This is a genomic window from Microcystis sp. M090S1 (genome assembly GCF_020246295.1).
Classification (GTDB): Bacteria; Cyanobacteriota; Cyanobacteriia; order Cyanobacteriales; family Microcystaceae; genus Microcystis; species Microcystis aeruginosa.
Window position 1 is genome coordinate 1 of sequence record NZ_JADBTF010000047.1, and the last position, 16547, is coordinate 16547.

19 protein-coding genes and 1 pseudogene are annotated in these 16547 nt (G+C 40.8%); 11 read left to right on the forward strand and 9 right to left on the reverse strand.

From position 1 onward, the window contains the following. Positions 1-191 precede the first annotated feature (191 nt). Positions 192-608, forward strand: coding sequence for a peptide-methionine (R)-S-oxide reductase MsrB (gene msrB / locus IM477_RS01880; RefSeq protein ID WP_287730323.1), 417 nt, complete (start codon positions 192-194; stop codon positions 606-608). Between the two features lie 52 nt (positions 609-660). Here msrB and IM477_RS01885 read toward each other — a convergent pair whose 3' ends face one another. From IM477_RS01885 to ruvA, 4 genes are all read right to left on the reverse strand, one after another. Then, complete coding sequence (locus IM477_RS01885) at positions 661-864, reverse strand: phycobilisome linker polypeptide (RefSeq protein ID WP_002739162.1); 204 nt, start codon at positions 862-864, stop codon at positions 661-663. Between the two features lie 575 nt (positions 865-1439). Next, positions 1440-1925 carry an allophycocyanin subunit beta gene (apcB, locus tag IM477_RS01890; RefSeq protein WP_287730325.1) on the reverse strand — a complete coding sequence of 162 codons (486 nt, stop codon included), beginning with the start codon at positions 1923-1925 and terminating at the stop codon, positions 1440-1442. A gap of 79 nt (positions 1926-2004) precedes the next feature. Next, entirely contained in the window at positions 2005-2490 is a 486-nt protein-coding gene (gene apcA / locus IM477_RS01895) for an allophycocyanin subunit alpha (RefSeq protein ID WP_002739012.1), read from the reverse strand. A gap of 366 nt (positions 2491-2856) precedes the next feature. Beyond that, a complete protein-coding gene (ruvA, locus tag IM477_RS01900; protein ID WP_287674636.1) occupies positions 2857-3486 on the reverse strand; it encodes a Holliday junction branch migration protein RuvA in 630 nt (209 codons plus the stop codon). Between the two features lie 63 nt (positions 3487-3549). Here ruvA and IM477_RS01905 point away from each other — a divergent pair, with 63 nt between their 5' ends. Then, positions 3550-4779 (forward strand): site-2 protease family protein, encoded by a 1230-nt coding sequence (locus IM477_RS01905; RefSeq protein WP_287730327.1) that lies wholly within the window; start codon positions 3550-3552, stop codon positions 4777-4779. 83 nt (positions 4780-4862) lie between these two features. On the opposite strand, the gene IM477_RS01910 is transcribed toward IM477_RS01905, so the two are convergent. Next, entirely contained in the window at positions 4863-6011 is a 1149-nt protein-coding gene (locus IM477_RS01910) for a substrate-binding domain-containing protein (RefSeq protein WP_287730329.1), read from the reverse strand. A 220-nt stretch (positions 6012-6231) separates the two neighbouring features. Here IM477_RS01910 and IM477_RS01915 point away from each other — a divergent pair, with 220 nt between their 5' ends. Both IM477_RS01915 and IM477_RS01920 read left to right on the forward strand, forming a co-directional pair. Further along, positions 6232-7263 (forward strand): cyanophycinase, encoded by a 1032-nt coding sequence (locus IM477_RS01915; RefSeq protein ID WP_287730331.1) that lies wholly within the window; start codon positions 6232-6234, stop codon positions 7261-7263. Positions 7264-7341: 78 nt separating this feature from the next. Then, positions 7342-7944, forward strand: coding sequence for a chromophore lyase CpcT/CpeT (locus IM477_RS01920; RefSeq protein WP_287730333.1), 603 nt, complete (start codon positions 7342-7344; stop codon positions 7942-7944). An 11-nt stretch (positions 7945-7955) separates the two neighbouring features. On the opposite strand, the gene IM477_RS01925 is transcribed toward IM477_RS01920, so the two are convergent. After that, the gene (locus IM477_RS01925) at positions 7956-8129 is read right to left on the reverse strand and encodes a hypothetical protein (RefSeq protein ID WP_172970560.1); all 174 of its coding nucleotides are present in this window, start codon (positions 8127-8129) and stop codon (positions 7956-7958) included. 347 nt (positions 8130-8476) lie between these two features. Here IM477_RS01925 and IM477_RS01930 point away from each other — a divergent pair, with 347 nt between their 5' ends. The 3 genes from IM477_RS01930 (at position 8477) to IM477_RS01940 (ending at position 11872) form a co-directional block, all read left to right on the forward strand. After that, a complete protein-coding gene (locus tag IM477_RS01930; RefSeq protein WP_002758318.1) occupies positions 8477-8845 on the forward strand; it encodes a hypothetical protein in 369 nt (122 codons plus the stop codon). Between the two features lie 43 nt (positions 8846-8888). Continuing rightward, positions 8889-10700, forward strand: a complete 1812-nt coding sequence (locus IM477_RS01935; protein ID WP_287730335.1) for a sodium:solute symporter family protein — start codon at positions 8889-8891, stop codon at positions 10698-10700. A gap of 392 nt (positions 10701-11092) precedes the next feature. Beyond that, positions 11093-11872, forward strand: a complete 780-nt coding sequence (locus IM477_RS01940) for an SH3 domain-containing protein (protein WP_287730337.1) — start codon at positions 11093-11095, stop codon at positions 11870-11872. Between the two features lie 274 nt (positions 11873-12146). On the opposite strand, the gene IM477_RS01945 is transcribed toward IM477_RS01940, so the two are convergent. Next, the gene (locus IM477_RS01945; protein ID WP_287730339.1) at positions 12147-12866 is read right to left on the reverse strand and encodes a hypothetical protein; all 720 of its coding nucleotides are present in this window, start codon (positions 12864-12866) and stop codon (positions 12147-12149) included. A 24-nt stretch (positions 12867-12890) separates the two neighbouring features. Further along, positions 12891-13520, reverse strand: a complete 630-nt coding sequence (locus IM477_RS01950; RefSeq protein ID WP_287730341.1) for a helix-turn-helix domain-containing protein — start codon at positions 13518-13520, stop codon at positions 12891-12893. Positions 13521-13802: 282 nt separating this feature from the next. Here IM477_RS01950 and IM477_RS01955 point away from each other — a divergent pair, with 282 nt between their 5' ends. From IM477_RS01955 to IM477_RS01965, 3 genes are all read left to right on the forward strand, one after another. Continuing rightward, positions 13803-14189, forward strand: coding sequence for a hypothetical protein (locus IM477_RS01955; protein ID WP_043999243.1), 387 nt, complete (start codon positions 13803-13805; stop codon positions 14187-14189). A gap of 88 nt (positions 14190-14277) precedes the next feature. Continuing rightward, complete coding sequence (locus tag IM477_RS01960; protein ID WP_043999989.1) at positions 14278-14682, forward strand: hypothetical protein; 405 nt, start codon at positions 14278-14280, stop codon at positions 14680-14682. An 84-nt stretch (positions 14683-14766) separates the two neighbouring features. Beyond that, positions 14767-15201: a hypothetical protein gene (locus IM477_RS01965; RefSeq protein ID WP_044033973.1), complete on the forward strand. Its 435-nt coding sequence runs from the start codon at positions 14767-14769 to the stop codon at positions 15199-15201. 582 nt (positions 15202-15783) lie between these two features. Here IM477_RS01965 and cynS read toward each other — a convergent pair. Continuing rightward, positions 15784-16221 carry a cyanase gene (gene cynS, locus IM477_RS01970; protein ID WP_012264521.1) on the reverse strand — a complete coding sequence of 146 codons (438 nt, stop codon included), beginning with the start codon at positions 16219-16221 and terminating at the stop codon, positions 15784-15786. Between the two features lie 185 nt (positions 16222-16406). Here cynS and IM477_RS01975 point away from each other — a divergent pair. Then, positions 16407-16547: pseudogene (locus tag IM477_RS01975) on the forward strand (photosystem II q(b) protein); the annotation flags it as partial.

The window sequence follows — 16547 nt, forward strand, 5'->3', positions numbered from 1 at the left end:
AGTGGTGGTCATTGGTTTATGATTCCTATTAAGTTATCGAGGTACGATTGATGATGTCTCTATCTTAGAGACTTTGTATCGGTTTGTAAAGGGGTTTGACGATATTGTTACTTATACCATTGATAAGCTGAGGTTATGAAAAACCCTAGATCTCGAACTCAGGTTAGACTAAAAAGAGAAATTTAATCATAATGGCGGTTGTCATGACTATGGTAGAAAAAGTTCGTAAAACCGAGGCGGAATGGCAGGACCAGCTAACTCCCGAACAGTTCCAAGTTACTCGCAAAAAGGGAACAGAACGGGCTTTTACGGGTAAATATCACGATAATAAAGAAAAAGGTATTTACAAATGTGTCTGCTGTGGTACGGAGTTATTTACTTCTGACAGCAAGTATGATTCGGGTACTGGTTGGCCGAGTTTCTGGACCGCTACTAACGAGGCTAATATTAAGTACGAACGAGATGTTAGTTTTTTCATGGTGCGGACAGAGATTGTTTGTGCCGCCTGTGATGCTCATCTCGGTCACGTTTTTAATGATGGTCCACCCCCGACGGGAAAACGCTATTGTCTCAACTCTGCCGCTTTGCAGTTTGAAAAAAATCCCTAAAGCAAAAAGAGGTCTTTCCAGACCTCTTTTTTTAAGTTCTAGTGGCAGCCAATTACAGTAAACCTGTATTAGTTCCAGGTTTGCCGGTAGCTAACTGCACTTTGACAATTTTGCCGCCCATTTTCATGATGCGTTGTTGCTCACGAAACCAATTATCGTAGGGAACGAGTTTGGTGAAATAGGTATTTTGTAATTCCCGTTGTGTCCGAATGCGGCTTTGACTTGGAACACAAGCGGTGATTTTGAACATCCGCATGGATTGATTTCTCCTAATCGCTGAAAAACTTGTCGCTCAAACTAACGAAGGCTTTTTCCTAAATTGACATCCTCACCGCCGTAAACGGACGGTGATTCCTCACCACGCCACCTTTTTAGGGTGGTCGCGTCAATGGGGTTGACGCTTCACCGAAAAACGCTTAATTGCTTAAGTCTGACACTTTCGACCCGTCCATTTAAAGTCTCCGAATGCCCTTCGGCGACTGATTTAATTTTGGTTTATACATACCGACACAGGGTATGTTTTGCCTCTAGCATGGAGTTCCCAGCGGCCGTCAGCTTCCCCTTACTCATCGTCAACCCGTTGCAGGAATTTCAACCTAGTATATTTATTCGGTCGTATCTATGATAGGGCGGGTTTTTTAGACCAGTAAGATTTTAACACAAAGCCGCCCTAAAAGGGGCAGGGTTTTCAACCCAAATTTTCGATAACAAAGGTCGGGAGTCAAGGATCAATACTAGCTCGTCAAAACCTATCTTGGACAGATTCAGCCTTTAAAGACCTAGCACTCATCCTCGGCTTCCCGAACCCTATTTTGTCCGAGTTCGTTATTTCTAGCTTAAGCCAGAGCTAATGTAGTCGAAGTAAATCCCCATTTCTTTACCCGCATCAGCACCAACTAAACTAGCGGTGACTTCTTTCATCGCTTGGATAGCTTGAACGGTGGAGGAGATGGGTACACCTAAAGAGTTGTAGGTTTCTTTCAGTCCGTTGAGAACGCGCTCGTCGAGGATAGAAGGATCTCCAGCTAACATAGCGTAGGTAGCATAACGGAGATAGTAGTCGAGGTCACGGATACAAGCGGCGTAACGACGGGTGGTGTACATATTGCCACCGGGACGGGTTACGTCAGAGTATAACAGGGACTTCGCCACAGCTTCTTTAACGATACCAGCAGCGTTAGCGCTAATGACACTAGCGGCGCGCACGCGCAGTTCACCGGTGGCGAAGTAGCCTTTCAGTTTGCCGAGAGCAGAAGCGTCAAGGTATTTGCCTTGAACGTCAGAAGAGTTGATAACAGAAGTAATTGCGTCTTGCATGGTGGTTCTTCCTTGGGTTTTGCTTAATCTTAAGAGGTTTACGAGGGGTGTGTCTAGAACAATTCACAAAGGAGTTATTCTAGGACATAGAGCCGATCACGTAATCGAAATAGGAAGAAGCTTCAGAAGCATCGTCAGAAGACATAAGACCAGTAGCAACTTCTTTCATTTCGCGAACGCTTTGAGCTACGGCACCGATGTCGGTTCCTAAAGATTTGTACATTTCACGCACACCGACTAAACCGATTTCTTCAATCGGGGTGACATCACCAGCAACTACTCCGTAGGTGATTAAACGTAGGTAGTAGTCCATGTCACGCAGACAGGTGGCGGTCATTTCTTCGCCGTAAGCGTTGCCACCGGGGGAAACGATGTCAGGACGTTTTTGGAATAAGCGATCGCCTGCTTGTTTGACGATGGTTTCGCGAGCGCCGGTCAGGGTTTCGGCGATGCGTAAACGAGCGGCACCACTGCCAACGAAGGCTTTAATTCTGTCTAGTTCGCCGGGGCTGAGGTAACGAGCTTCAGCATCAGCATTCACGATCGATTTCGTGACGATACTCATTGATGGATTCCTCCCAACTAAGTGAGATTAATAAACTTAATCTGACATTTTATAGCAGTTGTGGTCACTAGGCTCAAGTTATCTCGTTTCCGCCTCAGCGTCTCAAGACTTCCCTAGCTAGAGCGACCTAACGCAACTATTTTGCGGCATCTGGTTCACCTTCTCACTATTTTCGTAATACTTTTTAACATTTGCCCGAAGAAGGAAGCACCAGAGTGGGGTGTGGGGGAGTGGGGTGTGGGGAGTGGGGTGTGGGGTGTGGGGTGTGGGGAGAATAAATGAAACTGCCTTCTGCCTCCTGCCGACCGCCTCCTGCCGACCGCCTCCTGACTCCTGTCTCCTGTCTCCTGCCTCCTGACGACTGATTTAGCCTAGCCAATTAATGGCCCCTTTAATCCAGTCTTCTGGCTGAGTATTTTTACTAAATAAAGCATCTTGACTGAGGACTGCGATAGCTCGATCGATCTCCTCCCGGCTGTATCCTAAAGCTAAAAGGGTCATCTGCACATCTTCAAGGATTTCCGCTGCCGGTAGTATTGCCGTGGTTGTCGTCGTCGCTTCTCTTAGTTGTCGCCATGCTGCCAATTTAGTTTTTAACTCTAAAGCGATTCTCTCTGCTGTTTTTAAGCCGACTCCGGGGGTTTTGCTCAAAATTTTGGTATTTCCTGTCACTATCGCCACCACAAGTTCCTCAATCCCCAAGGTATCGATTAAAGCTAGGGCTAATTGCGCTCCAACTCCATTGACGGAAAGCAGTTGACGAAACAGATCTCGCTCTGGGGCGGTGCCGAAACCGTACAATAAAGGCTGCTCCTCGCGAAGGAGTAGGTGAGTAAAAATCTGACAACTATCATTGTTATCGTTGCCGATGTCTAGGGCTAATCGCGAGGGAATTTGGATTTCGTAACCGATCTGGTTTACGTCTAAAATCAAGATCAGTCGGTTATTAGGGGTTTTGAGCACCTCGATCGCTTGTCCCCGTAAATAATTAATCATTGATTTAATTCTCCTACGAAAATAACCGAACCACAGGGATGACGGTTTTTACTCCCTGAAGGAATGCCGGGGAGATTTTCATTTTTGTTACAATTGTTAACAGAAGTGAATGGCGTAATTGATAACCTAATCTTCTTGGCGTTAGTCCCCAATAATTGGAGAAGATACAAAATGAATGGCAACATTAGAGTCGGGAATCTCTTTGGAATTCCCTTTTATATTAATCCTTCTTGGTTCTTCGTTCTGGGGTTAATTACCTTAACCTATGGGGGAGATTTAAGTCAGTTTCCCCAGTTAACGGGAATCATGCCCTGGCTATTAGGATTTTTTGCCGCTATTCTCCTATTTGCCTCCGTGGTTGCCCACGAATTAGGTCATAGTTTTGTTGCCATCGCCCAAGGTATTGAAGTCAAATCAATTACCCTCTTTTTATTCGGTGGGTTGGCAACTCTCGGCAGAGAATCGAAAACTCCTCTAGAAGCTTTTCTAGTAGCAATTGCTGGCCCTTTAGTTAGTTTACTGCTCTTCGGTATCTTCCTAATTATTGGTTCCAATATTAGTTTAAGCGCGCCCCTGGCGGCGATTCTTTCTCTCCTGGCCTATATCAACCTCGCCCTAGGGTTATTTAACCTGATCCCCGGTTTACCTTTAGATGGTGGTAATATCCTTAAAGCCATCGTCTGGCAAGTAACGGGTAATCCCAATAAAGGGGTTTTATTCGCTAGTCGTTTCGGTCAATTTTTTGGTTGGTTAGCGATTGTCATCGGTGCGCTATCAATTCTCGGAATCAGTCAATTTGGCAGTGCTTGGACGCTATTAATTGGCTTTTTCCTTCTACAAAATGCTGGCTTTTCCGCTCAATCAGCTAAGGTTCAAGATTTCCTAAGTCGCTACACCGCTAAAGATGTTATCTCTCCTAATAGTCCTGTAGTGCCGATTAATTTAACCCTGCGCGAGTTTGCTAATAATTATGTTATCGGTAAACAACAATGGTCTAAATTCCTAGTTAACGATAGCGAAGGTAAACTATTAGGAGTGATTAATGTAGAGGATCTGAAAACGATTCCCACTTCCCAATGGACAGAGGTAAATATCGGCCGGTTATTACAAACTAGCGAAAGTCTCAAACTGGTTTTGTCTAATACTTCCCTCTTAGATGTGGTGAAAATTTTGGAAGGCGAAAATTTATCTCAAGTGACAGTGGTAGAAGAAAACGGCACGGTTTTGGGGTTAATTGAGAAAGCTTCTATCCTTACTTTTCTCGCCCAAGAAACCCAAAGTCAAACCGCTTAATCAGTTATCAGTTATCAGTTATCAGTTATCAGTGAGCAGTGAGCAGTTAGAATCAGTGCAGAATTTTGTCTAGTATCTCCTGACTATACTAACTGTCGCATTGCTTGCCACAATTGCTCGTATTCTTGCTCGGTTGCTGGCGATAAAGGGTTTAAAAAATCGCTTTTTTTGATCGCTTCTGGATTGACAAGTAAAGGATTATTTTTAATATCTGGGGGAATTTGGTCGGGATTTTGAGTGAGAATTAGGGGTGATAATCCGGAGGTAAATAAAGAAATTTTAGTAGCGGATTCTGGTTGCCAACAAAAATCAATCCATTGCTGGACAAGAGAATTAGGAGTAGTTAAAACTGGTTTTACCCACACATCTGACCAGAGAGAAGTACCGGATTTGGGGACAACAACTTTAATTTTATTATAGCGATCACTCACTGGTAAAATATCATTAGACCAACCCACAGATAGCCAGACATCACCGAGTATCAGGGGTTGTAAATAATATTGATAACTATAAAATTTTACCTGTTTTTGTAAAGCGAATAGCTGGTTTTTAAGTGCCGTAACTTGCTTTAAATCACTAGAATTATAAGAATAACCCAATTTTTTTAGGGTTAAACCGATGACTTCGCGATGATTATCAATTAGGGCAATTTTACCGGTTAATTCCGGTCGCCATAGATCGGACCAATCCTGTGGCCGCCAGTCAAATTGAGCGAATTTTTCCTCATTATAGGCAATTACTGTCATTCCCCAACGGTAGGGCGCACCCCAGACTTTTCCCTCTGTTTGCGGTTGTCCTTGGGCATTGCGAGTCATGTTTTCTTGCCAACGGGGGGGCAGTTTTGACCAATTAGAGAGTTGAGAAGTATCTAGGGGTTGAATTAAGCCGTTGGTAATCGCTTTTCCTAGCCAAGCATCCCCTAGGGTGACTAAATTACCGATCGCTGTGTTTTGTTCCCTAAAAGGAATAGAAATCGAAAATTGTGAGGCTGGTTGCTCCTGATTTTTTAACCATTTTTCCAACAATTTTAATAGCTCTTTCAGCTGCCTTTCCGACTGAAAATTGACTTTTTTTCCGGCAATAGTTTTCCGAAAATCTGTTAGTAATCGCGGCGGAATCGAACCAGATAGGAGAAAAATGCTCGGCTCGCCGCTTCCAGAAGCGCAGCCACTTAAACCTCCCGCTAAGGCGATTGTACCTAATCCTTGCAAAAAAGAACGTCTGTTTAACATATCGCCCGCCGATTTTCAACTTCAACAGTAATAATTGCCAGTTTCTAGCCTTAAATTATTATAGGACGATTTTTAACAGAATGTAAACTAGGGAGTTTTGCCGCTACCGATTTCAGCTATAGATCGGCTTTGTTGTTAACTTTTATGGTAGAAAACTCTGATTTTGTCCTAGTTAAAGCTAGGATAGAAAGAGTAAGCTAAGGAGCGAGGGTATAAGACTATGTTAGACAATAATGACAATGACCAAGATTTTCGTTATTCTTGTCGTTGTGGACAAGCCAATTTTCAGTCGGTAAAACATCAATCGGGTATTTTATTAATCGGGGGAGCGGAAGGAGGTAAATTAGGAGAAGATCAGGCGACCACATGGTTATTGAATCGGGCTAAAGGCGGTAATTACTTAGTGTTGCGCTTTGGCAATCTTGGCGGTCAAGCTGATTGGATTTGCGACAATTACCGCTCCCTGATCGGCTCGGCGGCGGAACTATCAATTGATAGTCGTGAAGCGGCGAATAATCCTGATGTTATCGAATATATTCGTAATGCCGATATTCTTTTTTTTGCCGGTGGTGATCAAAATCAGTACGAGGATTTGTGGGAAAGCACAAAGGTGGAAACAGCGATCAATTATCTGATCAATGAGAAAAAAGTTCCCGTGGCGGGAACCAGCGCAGGAATGGCTATTCTGGGTGATTTTTACTATGCGCCCACTCACGAAGGGGTACTGAGTTCGGAAATATTAAATAATCCCTTTCACTTCAACACTAAAGACTTCTATCGGAGTGATTTTATTCGGGTTCCTTTTCTCAAAAAAGTGGTGACAGATACCCATTTGGATCGACTCAATCAAGATCATCCCGAAACAAGATATGGTCGCCTTTTTGGTTTTTTAGCCCGCAATGTACACGATAATCACAATCAACTGCCCGCCTACGCTATCGGTTTAGAAGAAGGTGCTTTTCTGGCGATCGATGACCATGGTATCGCCAAAGTCTACGGCAACGGCACCGATAAAGGACAAGATGCCTATTTTCTGCAAACTAACGGGACTCTACCCGAACAGATGGAGCCGGATCGGCCTTTAATCTGGAATAATAACGGTCAAGCGGTGAAAGTCTATCGCATCGCAGGAACTCCCTCCGGCAGAGGTGAATTTGACCTCAAGGATTGGTCTAGTGCTGCTGGCGGTCGCTGGGAATATTGGTACACTAAAGGAGGAATAGGCGGGTTTAAGCGGGTTCTGGTAGCCTGAAGGTCATTTTTGTCAAAAAAGGTGAGTTCTATGGGTGTTAGGATTAATTTTGAGGCAATAAGGAGAATTTTTTGACCTATGACCCCTGAATTAATCACTTTCGGTCGGTATCTCGCAGGTGAATTTGAAAATCAACGGCAAGCACAAGCGGAACCGGTGTGGTACGTTCACCTGCGTTTATGGTTGCGTCCGCTGCCTTTATTTCGGGAAGACAGCATCGCTCTTTTTGCCGAACAGGCCAGTATAATCAATTTAGACCAACCCTACCGACCGCGACTGTGGCGATTAATGCGCTCGGAATCGGCAGGGTTAGAGGTTAGGCATTATATGTTTAATGACCTGAAATCCGTGCAAGGTGCGGGCAAAAATCCCGATATTTTGCGAAAAATTAGCTTAGAAGACCTAACTTTCCTGCCTAGTTGCACTTTAGCGGTCAAAGTCAATACTCTCGCTGATAATCAATACCAGTTTATCGCCCAACCGCAACCGGAACAGCGCTGTCAATTCACCTATGAGGGTACAACCTATCAGGTGGCTTTAGGTTTCGAGGTGACGAGTCATAGCCTAAAAACCTACGATAAAGGCCTAGATCCCGGCACTGGTAAGGGAATTTGGGGCGCTCTGCTCGGCCCCTATCAATACGAGAAAAAACGGGATTTTTCGGCAGAATTGGATGTGTGAGGAAGATTGCATCACATTAGGTCAAAATGACGGCAGACGACACCGCAAAGAGCCGCTAAAGCGGTAATTCCTAAAGCTGTACCGATGTCTTGTCCTTGATTGACAGCAAAAGAAGTGACGATTCCCGCACCTAAACCGGCTGTGATTGCCGCTCCGAGAAAATCTTTATCCGAGTTTTTATACATAGAGATAAGGCCAAATTTCGACAAAATCGTGTTTTTTACCTTATCATCCTCTTTTGAGCAACTAATCACCCGGGGGCGGAATTGCAATTAAGCTTTAGATTTAGCCACGTTTCTTAACATTAGATCTCCTGCAAAAATCAAAAATCTTCCGTTAGGTGAGGAGACTCTGAGATAGGAGACGGTCGCCAGGAGGAGAAAAAAGACAATAGACAACTATGCAATTCATAAAACCTAAGATTATGTCAAATTTATCTATTTTTTTGGGTATTTTGACCCGATAGCGGCTCGATAACTTACTTTTGCAGGAGGTCTATTAAGTTGGGTAAGATAGATAGGAGGTAAAATCGATGAAATTAGCTAAAATCTCTTTTTATGGCTTTTTAACTCTGATTATCTCCCTTTTGCTAATACTGAGTTTTGTTAATGCCAGCAAAGCACAATCGGATACGGCGGTAAGATCGGAGTTAATTAGTCTCCGCAATCGAGTCGAGCGCCTTGAAAGTCAGATTCGAGGAATATCCATCCGCGGGGAAAATGCCGCTCCGATTCCCCAACGGCGATCGGGAACAGGTATAGTAAATGGGGAAGTAGTCGGGGAAAGTGACCCACTGTTCCAGCGTTTAGCTACTTTAGTAATTGAAATAAAGGAAGATTTAAAAAAGCTAGAGCAACGGGTGCAAATCTTAGAAAAAGAAACCGTTAGCCAGAAATCGTAGTCAATTGATGCTATAACGATCGAAAGTTAAATTGATCTCAACTATGCAGTTAATTGATTATGTAATTGTGCTGCTGTATCTGGCAGCAACCCTAATAATCGGGATTATAGCCGAGAAAAAAGCTTCTCAAGGTCTAGAATCCTACTTTTTAGGTAATCGCAATTTGCCCTGGTGGATGTTAGGGGTGTCGGGAATGGCGGCTAACACCGATTTAGCGGGAACTATGGTCATTTCTGCCCTAATTTACGCCGTCGGCCCCAAAGGATTATTTATCGAAATCCGCGGCGGTGTTGTCCTAATTATGGCCTTTCTCATGGCTTTTATGGGCAAATGGAATCGCCGCGCCCAAGTTATGACCATGGCGGAATGGATGCAATTTCGCTTTGGAACTGGAAAACAGGGGAATTTTGCCCGAATTATTAGCGCCGTCGCCACTCTCTTATTCTCTATCGGTGCGATGAGTTATTTCTCCGTTGCGGGGGGGAAATTTTTAGGGCAGTTTCTGGGCATGGATGATCGTCTTGCTTCGGTGATATTAATTCTTTTAACGTTAATTTATACGGTGGCCAGTGGTTTTTATGGTGGGGTAATTACCGATTTATTTCAAGGATTTCTGATTTTTGTGGCGGTAATTTATGTATCGACAGTGGCCTTTTTTACTGTCAATCTTCCCGATAGTTTCACGGTAGCAATTCCGGGGGCAGCGGAGCCAAAAACTTGGAATTTAAGCGACTGGGCTAGTATTTTTCCCTCCCTGACTTTGGATTTACCCGGAGATTATGCCATCTTTAATTTGTTTGGTGGGGTGATTTTCTTTTATTTAGTTAAAACCATCATCGAAGGTTGCAGCGGCAGCGGTGGTTATATGTTACAACGATACCTAGCCGCCAAAAGCGATCGAGATGCCGGTTTATTATCTTTATTCTGGATTATTTTGCTTTCTTTCCGTTGGCCGCTAGTCACAGCTTTTGCGGTTTTAGGTATTCACTACGGTTTAACTAAAGGCACGATTACAGATCCGGAAAGAATTCTGGCCACGGTGATTACTCAATACGTTCCCGTGGGGATGAAAGGGTTATTAATTGCTGCTTTTTTAGCGGCAGCTATGTCCACTTTTAACGCAGTTATTAACGCTAGTGCTGCCTATTGGGTCAAAGATATCTATCAAGCTTTTTTGAAACCAAATGCGGGAGAACAGGAGTTAGTTTTTCAAGGTCGTCTGGCCTCGGTTTTTGTGGTCGTAATTGGCTTAGTTTTGAGTTTTAATATCCAAAATGTCAATGATATTTGGGGTTGGTTAACCACGGGATTAGGGGTGGGATTAGCAGTTCCTCTCCTATTACGTTGGTATTGGTGGCGCTTTAATGGTTATGGTTTTGCCGTGGGAACTTTAGCGGGAATGATTGCGGCTATTGCCTCACAAGTGATAATTTTACCTTTCTTTCGTCACAGTCAATATCAGGAACTTATTCTCTTTCTTGTGCCGAGTTTGTTCGCTTTAGCTGGCTGTATTATCGCTACTTTGTTAACTCCTCCCACCGATATTTTAGTTATGGAAAATTTCTATAATGTTACCCGACCTTTTGGCTTTTGGGGAGAAGTCCGTCAAAGTGTTAAACCTAACCTACAGGCAAAAATTAAAGCGGAAAATCAACGGGATATCATCGCCGCTTTTCTCACCGTTCCTTGGCAATTAGTCCTCTTTATGATGGGGATTGTTTTAATCATCAAGCAGTGGCAAAGTTTGAAGATTTTGGCTTTGGTTTTTCTTTTGCTTTCTATCGGTCTCTATTTTACTTGGTATCGACACTTATCTAAGGAAATTACCGTCACTAAAGACCGAGATTTAGGTTAATCAGTTCAGGAGACAGGAGACGGGAGGCAGCTATCAGTTTTTTTCCTGCTCCCCCTGAATGGTTACTCTGTTTCTAGTTGATAATCCTGTCAATTTATGGAAACCCTGAAAATTTAAATTTTTGAATCGGAGAGTTATATTATGATTAAAATATCTATTTTAAATCTCAATATTATGTTAGGATTGTTAACGGCTTATCTTAACGTAAATGTAATTTTACCAGTTTTAGCTCAAAAATTTGATGGTGAAACTTCTTCTCATAAAGTAAGAGGTAGTAGTTGTGTTAATTTCCGAACGCAACCATCAATAAATGCCAAGATTATTCATTGTTTGAAATCAGGTACTATAGCGGTGTGCAGTCGTATGAGGTACAGTGTCACGAGCTATAAACCATGCTAGGCAAAGCTTGGTCTGTATCTCACTCAAGCGCTTACCGCTATAATATTGACGTTGTTCGGATTCCACCTACAGGAAAGTTTGCCTGGGTTACAGATGAAGCAGATCATCTTTGGTATTTGGTATTTGATCAAGATACTAAACTACAAGGATGGGTCATGCCTGAATGTATTGATATTTTTGAAGAAAAAAGTTCAACAAATTGCGCTGATTATGGTTCTATTATTCCTACTCCTTATCCACCAGACTCATTGGGGAATATAGATTACTATCAATTTCGCTACGACGATTTTATGAAAAGAAATCCTGGCCAGCAACCACCAGATTATTACTTAGAGTTTGGACATAAATACTTGACTAGATTTATGAATGAAACTTATCCTAATTTGACTAAAAAAGGGCAAGAATTTCTAAAAAATGTCGGGAAATCTTTACAGCAGAAAATGGAAAATAAGTTAAAAGCCGATCCTGAATTATTTGCAAAATTAGAGCTTCAATCTGATGAGTTTCGTAAGTTTGCCTATGAAACACATCCAGATTCTTATTGTGAATCTGGTTGGAAAGATTTACCAAAATCAGATAAAGATAAAATTATAGAAGCTGTAGATAGACGAGATTTATATGTATCTCAACAAGGGAGAGAGACAGGCGCTAAACTTGTTCAACAGTGTGGTGATAGTGAAGATTCAATACCAGAAAGAGAACACTGGCCTGATGGGATACTCAAGACATTAAAGTCGTTTTTTGATTGGTTTATATCATGGCTTTATAGATAAATTGTGATCCCTACTGTGATGAAATATAAAATTGTCCTTTATCGTTCTGAAAAAGGAATTACTGTTGGCGCTCCTTTGCTCCCCGGTTGTTGGTCTGGGGGATATACTGAGGAAGAGGCATTAACTAATATACAAGATGCAATGAGTATCTTGCAGCCTTGGAAAAACGCTGGCAAGATGGGGAAATTCCTGAAATTAAAATGCAGGTGTAACTATTTGACAGTCGTAGAATTTCGTAAACTATTATGATTGCGATAAAATTTTCGACTCAGCCCTAGATTTGATGATTAATTACATAAGCTTTAAAAACAGGATTCAAACATAATAGAGCGTTTTCATCTTTTGCCACTATTATTCGTCTGATTAGAGATTGAATTACTTTCAAAGAATCTGTATAAGCTAGAGAAGTTTGGTCGATCATTTCTTTAATAGAAATAGGTTGATTAAAATTTGCTAATTCTGTTAGCATTAGTTTCTCTGATTCTGTTAAACTTTGCAAAATACTTAATAAAGTCTGCTCTAAAGTTTCTTCGGCAATCGGGTATTTAATCTCCAAAAAGTCAGCAACCTTACCTAAAAATGTCTCTTGAATAAAACTAGCAACTAATTCTAACCAAAGAGGATGACCTTGATAACATTTAATTAAGGCTTCCCAACTGTCTTCATTTAATAGATTATGATGGCGCAAAATTTCTATGGCATCTTCTCCTAAACCTTCTATGATTAATGTTTTAATGAATTTATTTTTCTGCACCAAAAAAGTCGTATCAATAGGTTTTTCTTGACTCAACAACAGTAAACAGCTTTGATGATTGACTTCAGCAATGCTTTTAAACAATAGTTGATAATCTTGGTACTCTTTTTGATAATTACCTGCTAGTTTTTTAGAATCAAATAGACTTTGTAAATCATCAAGAATAATCAAACAGCGATGGCTTTTTATTAACTCTAAGAATAAATTTAATTTCTTGTCAAGACTTTGAGAGAGCTTCAATTGAGGATTGATAGATTGTAAAATTTAACTTAAAAGTTCATCTAGTTTTGGACAAAAATACAAACTTCTGCGAATAACATAGTTAAAATTATCTTTGATTTTATCAACCAGTTTCAGAGAAAGTGTGGTTTTACCAATTTCTTTTAAACCTAACACATTAACCAAGCGGTATTTGTCCGCAACTATACAAGTTTGCAGGTTATTTAATTCGGTAATTCTTCCATAAAATTGAGTTATTTCAGGAATATGACCTAAATCTAAATAGGTACGATTATTGTCAGGTTGAGATTGGTGGTTATTGCCATTAGACGCAGATAGATTAGAAGTACAGAGATTGACATTATTAAGAGAAACAAAATCTCTACCTGATGAAATATGATTATAGAACTGAGATTTCTTTAAAACTGCTCTAATATTTGATTTAGTAATATCTTCCCCTAAAACTTCTGACAAAATTTTCCATAATTCTGAAGCACTATCTCGAATATGACCTTCACTAAGATGAGATTCTTTGGCAACTTCTGAGTATTTGTAACCTTCTAAGGTCCCTTGCAAGATAGTTTTTTGAAGATAGTCTAGATGTTGATCTGTTTTGGCAAAAACCAACTCATCTAAGAGATTTAACACCGTATTAGATAGATTAGCTTGAAACATGGACTATAGATTAGGTAAGTTTTTTACTTATTTTAGCTGATATTTCCGATATTTCAGATCAATTGTTTGGCTGTAAGTTCCGACTTTTCCGACTGACTAAACTCAAGACTACGATGTATCCTAAGTAATTAAGCAGTTTCCAGGCTTTATTTAGGCAATCTAAAGAAAATGTGTGATAGTACAGATTCTAGTATATCACAGTCAGGATGCCTAAAGCCAGTTTAGGCAATGCAGTCCAGGTCACACGATCAACCATTACACAAATCAAATGAGGAGGAAAAAATGACATCAAGTTCTAAAGAAAATGTCTTAGTTGACAACTGTTTTGGTATTGTAACGAACAAAAGACTTACCTATATGGCGAAGAAAAGCTGGTTTAGTGGTGGACGAAGAGAAGATGTTCCTCTCAAGCAAGTTGTTTCAGTTCGATATGAAATGGATAGGAAAGTTGTTGGGGGACTATTCCTTGTTGTTTTAGGAATTGTCTTGATAACTGTAGTAGTGGGTATTATTCCCTTGATTTTTGGTGTTCTATTGATGTGGGGATCTCCAACGGTAAGTGTGGTTACGGCCGGAGGAACAGCAACTCCTGTCACTGGATTGCCATGGCAAAAATCAGAAGCAGAAGCGTTTGTAAATGCTGTACATGGTCAATTATTCGGTGAGTAAATCGAGTGCACAAATTGTCAAAATTTACCCAACCTTTTTGATACTTTGATAATTTCATAAATTGGTAAAGTTAGCTGGAGAATTTTTTATGGATTTGGCAAATCGTTTGCTAATAATGCCTCATTACTTGAGTTGTTTAATTTCATATTTCTTTTTCTTCTATGGTGTATTACTTGCTGTTGTTGGGTTATTTGCACGTGAATTAGTTGCCCAAGTCTTTCTAAATTGGCATATACTTATAGTAATATTTTTTCAGTTTCTTTTACAGATGTTTTTAAACCAATCATCACAGGAACAACTTCTGATGACTTTGGCCAGAGACATTGCATTATTGGCTTTCGGAATGTTACCAAGTATAGCGCCTACCAGTAATTTTCAAGAGGGTCTTCTCGTTTTTGTAATTTCGGGATTTTTTATGGTCGGAATCCTTGACTCAGAAGTAGTTAAGAGTTGTGGTACTTTCGAGCAATTGCTTGAAATGTTTGGTCGCTAAATAATATAGATTTTTAAGATTTACTCAATCTTGCTGATACTTTCATGACTTTAGAGATTTACAAACTTAGCTGGAGAATTTTTTATGGATTGGGGAAATGCTTTGGGAAATGTTTACGATGGGATCGTAAAAGCTGTCTCTGTTGGGTTTTCATTGATGGCGATTTATTTGGGATTTTGGGGATTTTTTGCACAAGATGCTGGAGCAATATCCCTACTATTTATAGTAGGTACTAGCTTGACTATTCTAAGTTATGCTATAACACCTGTACTAGGCTTAAGTTTAGATATATCTGCAATTTTAACTGATTTATTGCTTGTTATAGTATCATATTTTGTGGCACATCTTTTTTTATCTGGTGCTTCTTCATATTTCGGAGTTCCCTATTCACCATTTCTTGTTAATATAATGTTTTTTGGAGCTATCGTTATGGTTAATCTTCGCCGAATAGCGGAGGTAACTTGTTTACCACAACTTGCACAAATATTCAGTTTTTCTATTAATCATTGCCTACGCTAATTTTTTTATGACGAATATTTATGTATTCTAATGATAACAAAAGCTCCATATTTAAGGCTTTAACTAAAGATTACTTTGTTATAAACATCTGCCATCTCTACCTCAATCCTCAAAGATTTTAAAGGAACAATAATGTTAGTTTCATAAGCGGTAAAAAAACAGCGATCTCGCAGAGATACGCTTTGCGGTGCGCCTTCTTCTTGAAAATGTTCAATATAACATCGCCAATTGAAGTCTGAATTGGCAGTTATCAGTTTACTGTCTTCCCACTCCCCAATTCATAATTCATAATTCATAATTCCCCAAACCCTCACCGCTCAAGGAATTAGAAGTTTCACAGCATAATTAGGAGAGATACCTTGACTTTTGCGGCGGCTTGGGTTATGATTTTCTTACAATGGGACTGTTGTGTTTATGGTTAAGTGCTAAGATTTCCATTATTAGTAAACTGTTTTAAAAATATTTTCCCAAAATCTGCCAAAAAAAGCAAGCAAAATTTTGCCGTCAATTGTTAAGTTTTGTTAAGAAAAATAGCAAGAGCGGCAAGGAATAGAAATCCCTTACCGTTGACTTTGGCCGGACTCACCACTTCTTATAGGGTAAAAACTTACCCGACATAGTAATTTTAACGCGATCGCCTTTAGGGTCTTCCTCCTTATCCACGTCGAGGGTAAAATCGATCGCACTCATAATGCCATCGCCGAATTTTTCATGAATCACCGATTTTAGTGGCATTCCATACACCTGCATGATCTCGTAGAAACGATAAATCAGGGGGTCGGTGGGGACAACAGGACCCAATCCCTTGACAGGATACTCGGTTAAGGATGCGACGATTTCGGTTCCCAGTCCCAAAGCTGCCACAATTTTCGTTGCTTCTTCTAGGGAGGCGCTCGCTTGCCGGTAAAAAACAGCAGCAATCCACACCTCATCTCGTCCTAGAATCGCTTCTAGGTCAGCGAAACTCAGGCCTTTTTCCTTCTTCGCTTCCAATAGTTTTGCAGTAATTTCGGGTATCATCGCTTATTTTTGCAGAATTTGTCTGCTTCTAGTTTACCTGAACATCAGTTATATAAGTAAAAGTTATGACATTCATAAAAAAACATTCCTTAAAACCCCTTTACATAACTATAAAAAGCCGATAGTATTAACTCATGTCAAACAAAGAACCTTGACAACCAAATACATACAGAAATCATCCAACCATGACCACCACTCTACAACAGCGCGAGAGCGCTTCCCTGTGGGAGCAGTTCTGTCAGTGGATCACCAGCACCAACAACCGTTTATACATCGGTTGGTTCGGTGTCATCATGATCCCCACCCTGCTCACCGCCACCACCTGC

What these genes read in the sequence shown, in the direction of transcription:
- msrB (WP_287730323.1), top strand. Translation starts at nt 192, where the DNA reads ATGGCGGTTGTCATGACTATGGTAGAAAAAGTTCGTAAAACCGAGGCG.
- IM477_RS01885 (WP_002739162.1), bottom strand. Translation starts at nt 864, where the DNA reads ATGCGGATGTTCAAAATCACCGCTTGTGTTCCAAGTCAAAGCCGCATT.
- apcB (WP_287730325.1), bottom strand. Translation starts at nt 1,925, where the DNA reads ATGCAAGACGCAATTACTTCTGTTATCAACTCTTCTGACGTTCAAGGC.
- apcA (WP_002739012.1), bottom strand. Translation starts at nt 2,490, where the DNA reads ATGAGTATCGTCACGAAATCGATCGTGAATGCTGATGCTGAAGCTCGT.
- ruvA (WP_287674636.1), bottom strand. Translation starts at nt 3,486, where the DNA reads ATGATTAATTATTTACGGGGACAAGCGATCGAGGTGCTCAAAACCCCT.
- IM477_RS01905 (WP_287730327.1), top strand. Translation starts at nt 3,550, where the DNA reads ATGCCGGGGAGATTTTCATTTTTGTTACAATTGTTAACAGAAGTGAAT.
- IM477_RS01910 (WP_287730329.1), bottom strand. Translation starts at nt 6,011, where the DNA reads ATGTTAAACAGACGTTCTTTTTTGCAAGGATTAGGTACAATCGCCTTA.
- IM477_RS01915 (WP_287730331.1), top strand. Translation starts at nt 6,232, where the DNA reads ATGTTAGACAATAATGACAATGACCAAGATTTTCGTTATTCTTGTCGT.
- IM477_RS01920 (WP_287730333.1), top strand. Translation starts at nt 7,342, where the DNA reads ATGACCCCTGAATTAATCACTTTCGGTCGGTATCTCGCAGGTGAATTT.
- IM477_RS01925 (WP_172970560.1), bottom strand. Translation starts at nt 8,129, where the DNA reads ATGTATAAAAACTCGGATAAAGATTTTCTCGGAGCGGCAATCACAGCC.
- IM477_RS01930 (WP_002758318.1), top strand. Translation starts at nt 8,477, where the DNA reads ATGAAATTAGCTAAAATCTCTTTTTATGGCTTTTTAACTCTGATTATC.
- IM477_RS01935 (WP_287730335.1), top strand. Translation starts at nt 8,889, where the DNA reads ATGCAGTTAATTGATTATGTAATTGTGCTGCTGTATCTGGCAGCAACC.
- IM477_RS01940 (WP_287730337.1), top strand. Translation starts at nt 11,093, where the DNA reads ATGCTAGGCAAAGCTTGGTCTGTATCTCACTCAAGCGCTTACCGCTAT.
- IM477_RS01950 (WP_287730341.1), bottom strand. Translation starts at nt 13,520, where the DNA reads ATGTTTCAAGCTAATCTATCTAATACGGTGTTAAATCTCTTAGATGAG.
- IM477_RS01955 (WP_043999243.1), top strand. Translation starts at nt 13,803, where the DNA reads ATGACATCAAGTTCTAAAGAAAATGTCTTAGTTGACAACTGTTTTGGT.
- IM477_RS01960 (WP_043999989.1), top strand. Translation starts at nt 14,278, where the DNA reads ATGGATTTGGCAAATCGTTTGCTAATAATGCCTCATTACTTGAGTTGT.
- IM477_RS01965 (WP_044033973.1), top strand. Translation starts at nt 14,767, where the DNA reads ATGGATTGGGGAAATGCTTTGGGAAATGTTTACGATGGGATCGTAAAA.
- cynS (WP_012264521.1), bottom strand. Translation starts at nt 16,221, where the DNA reads ATGATACCCGAAATTACTGCAAAACTATTGGAAGCGAAGAAGGAAAAA.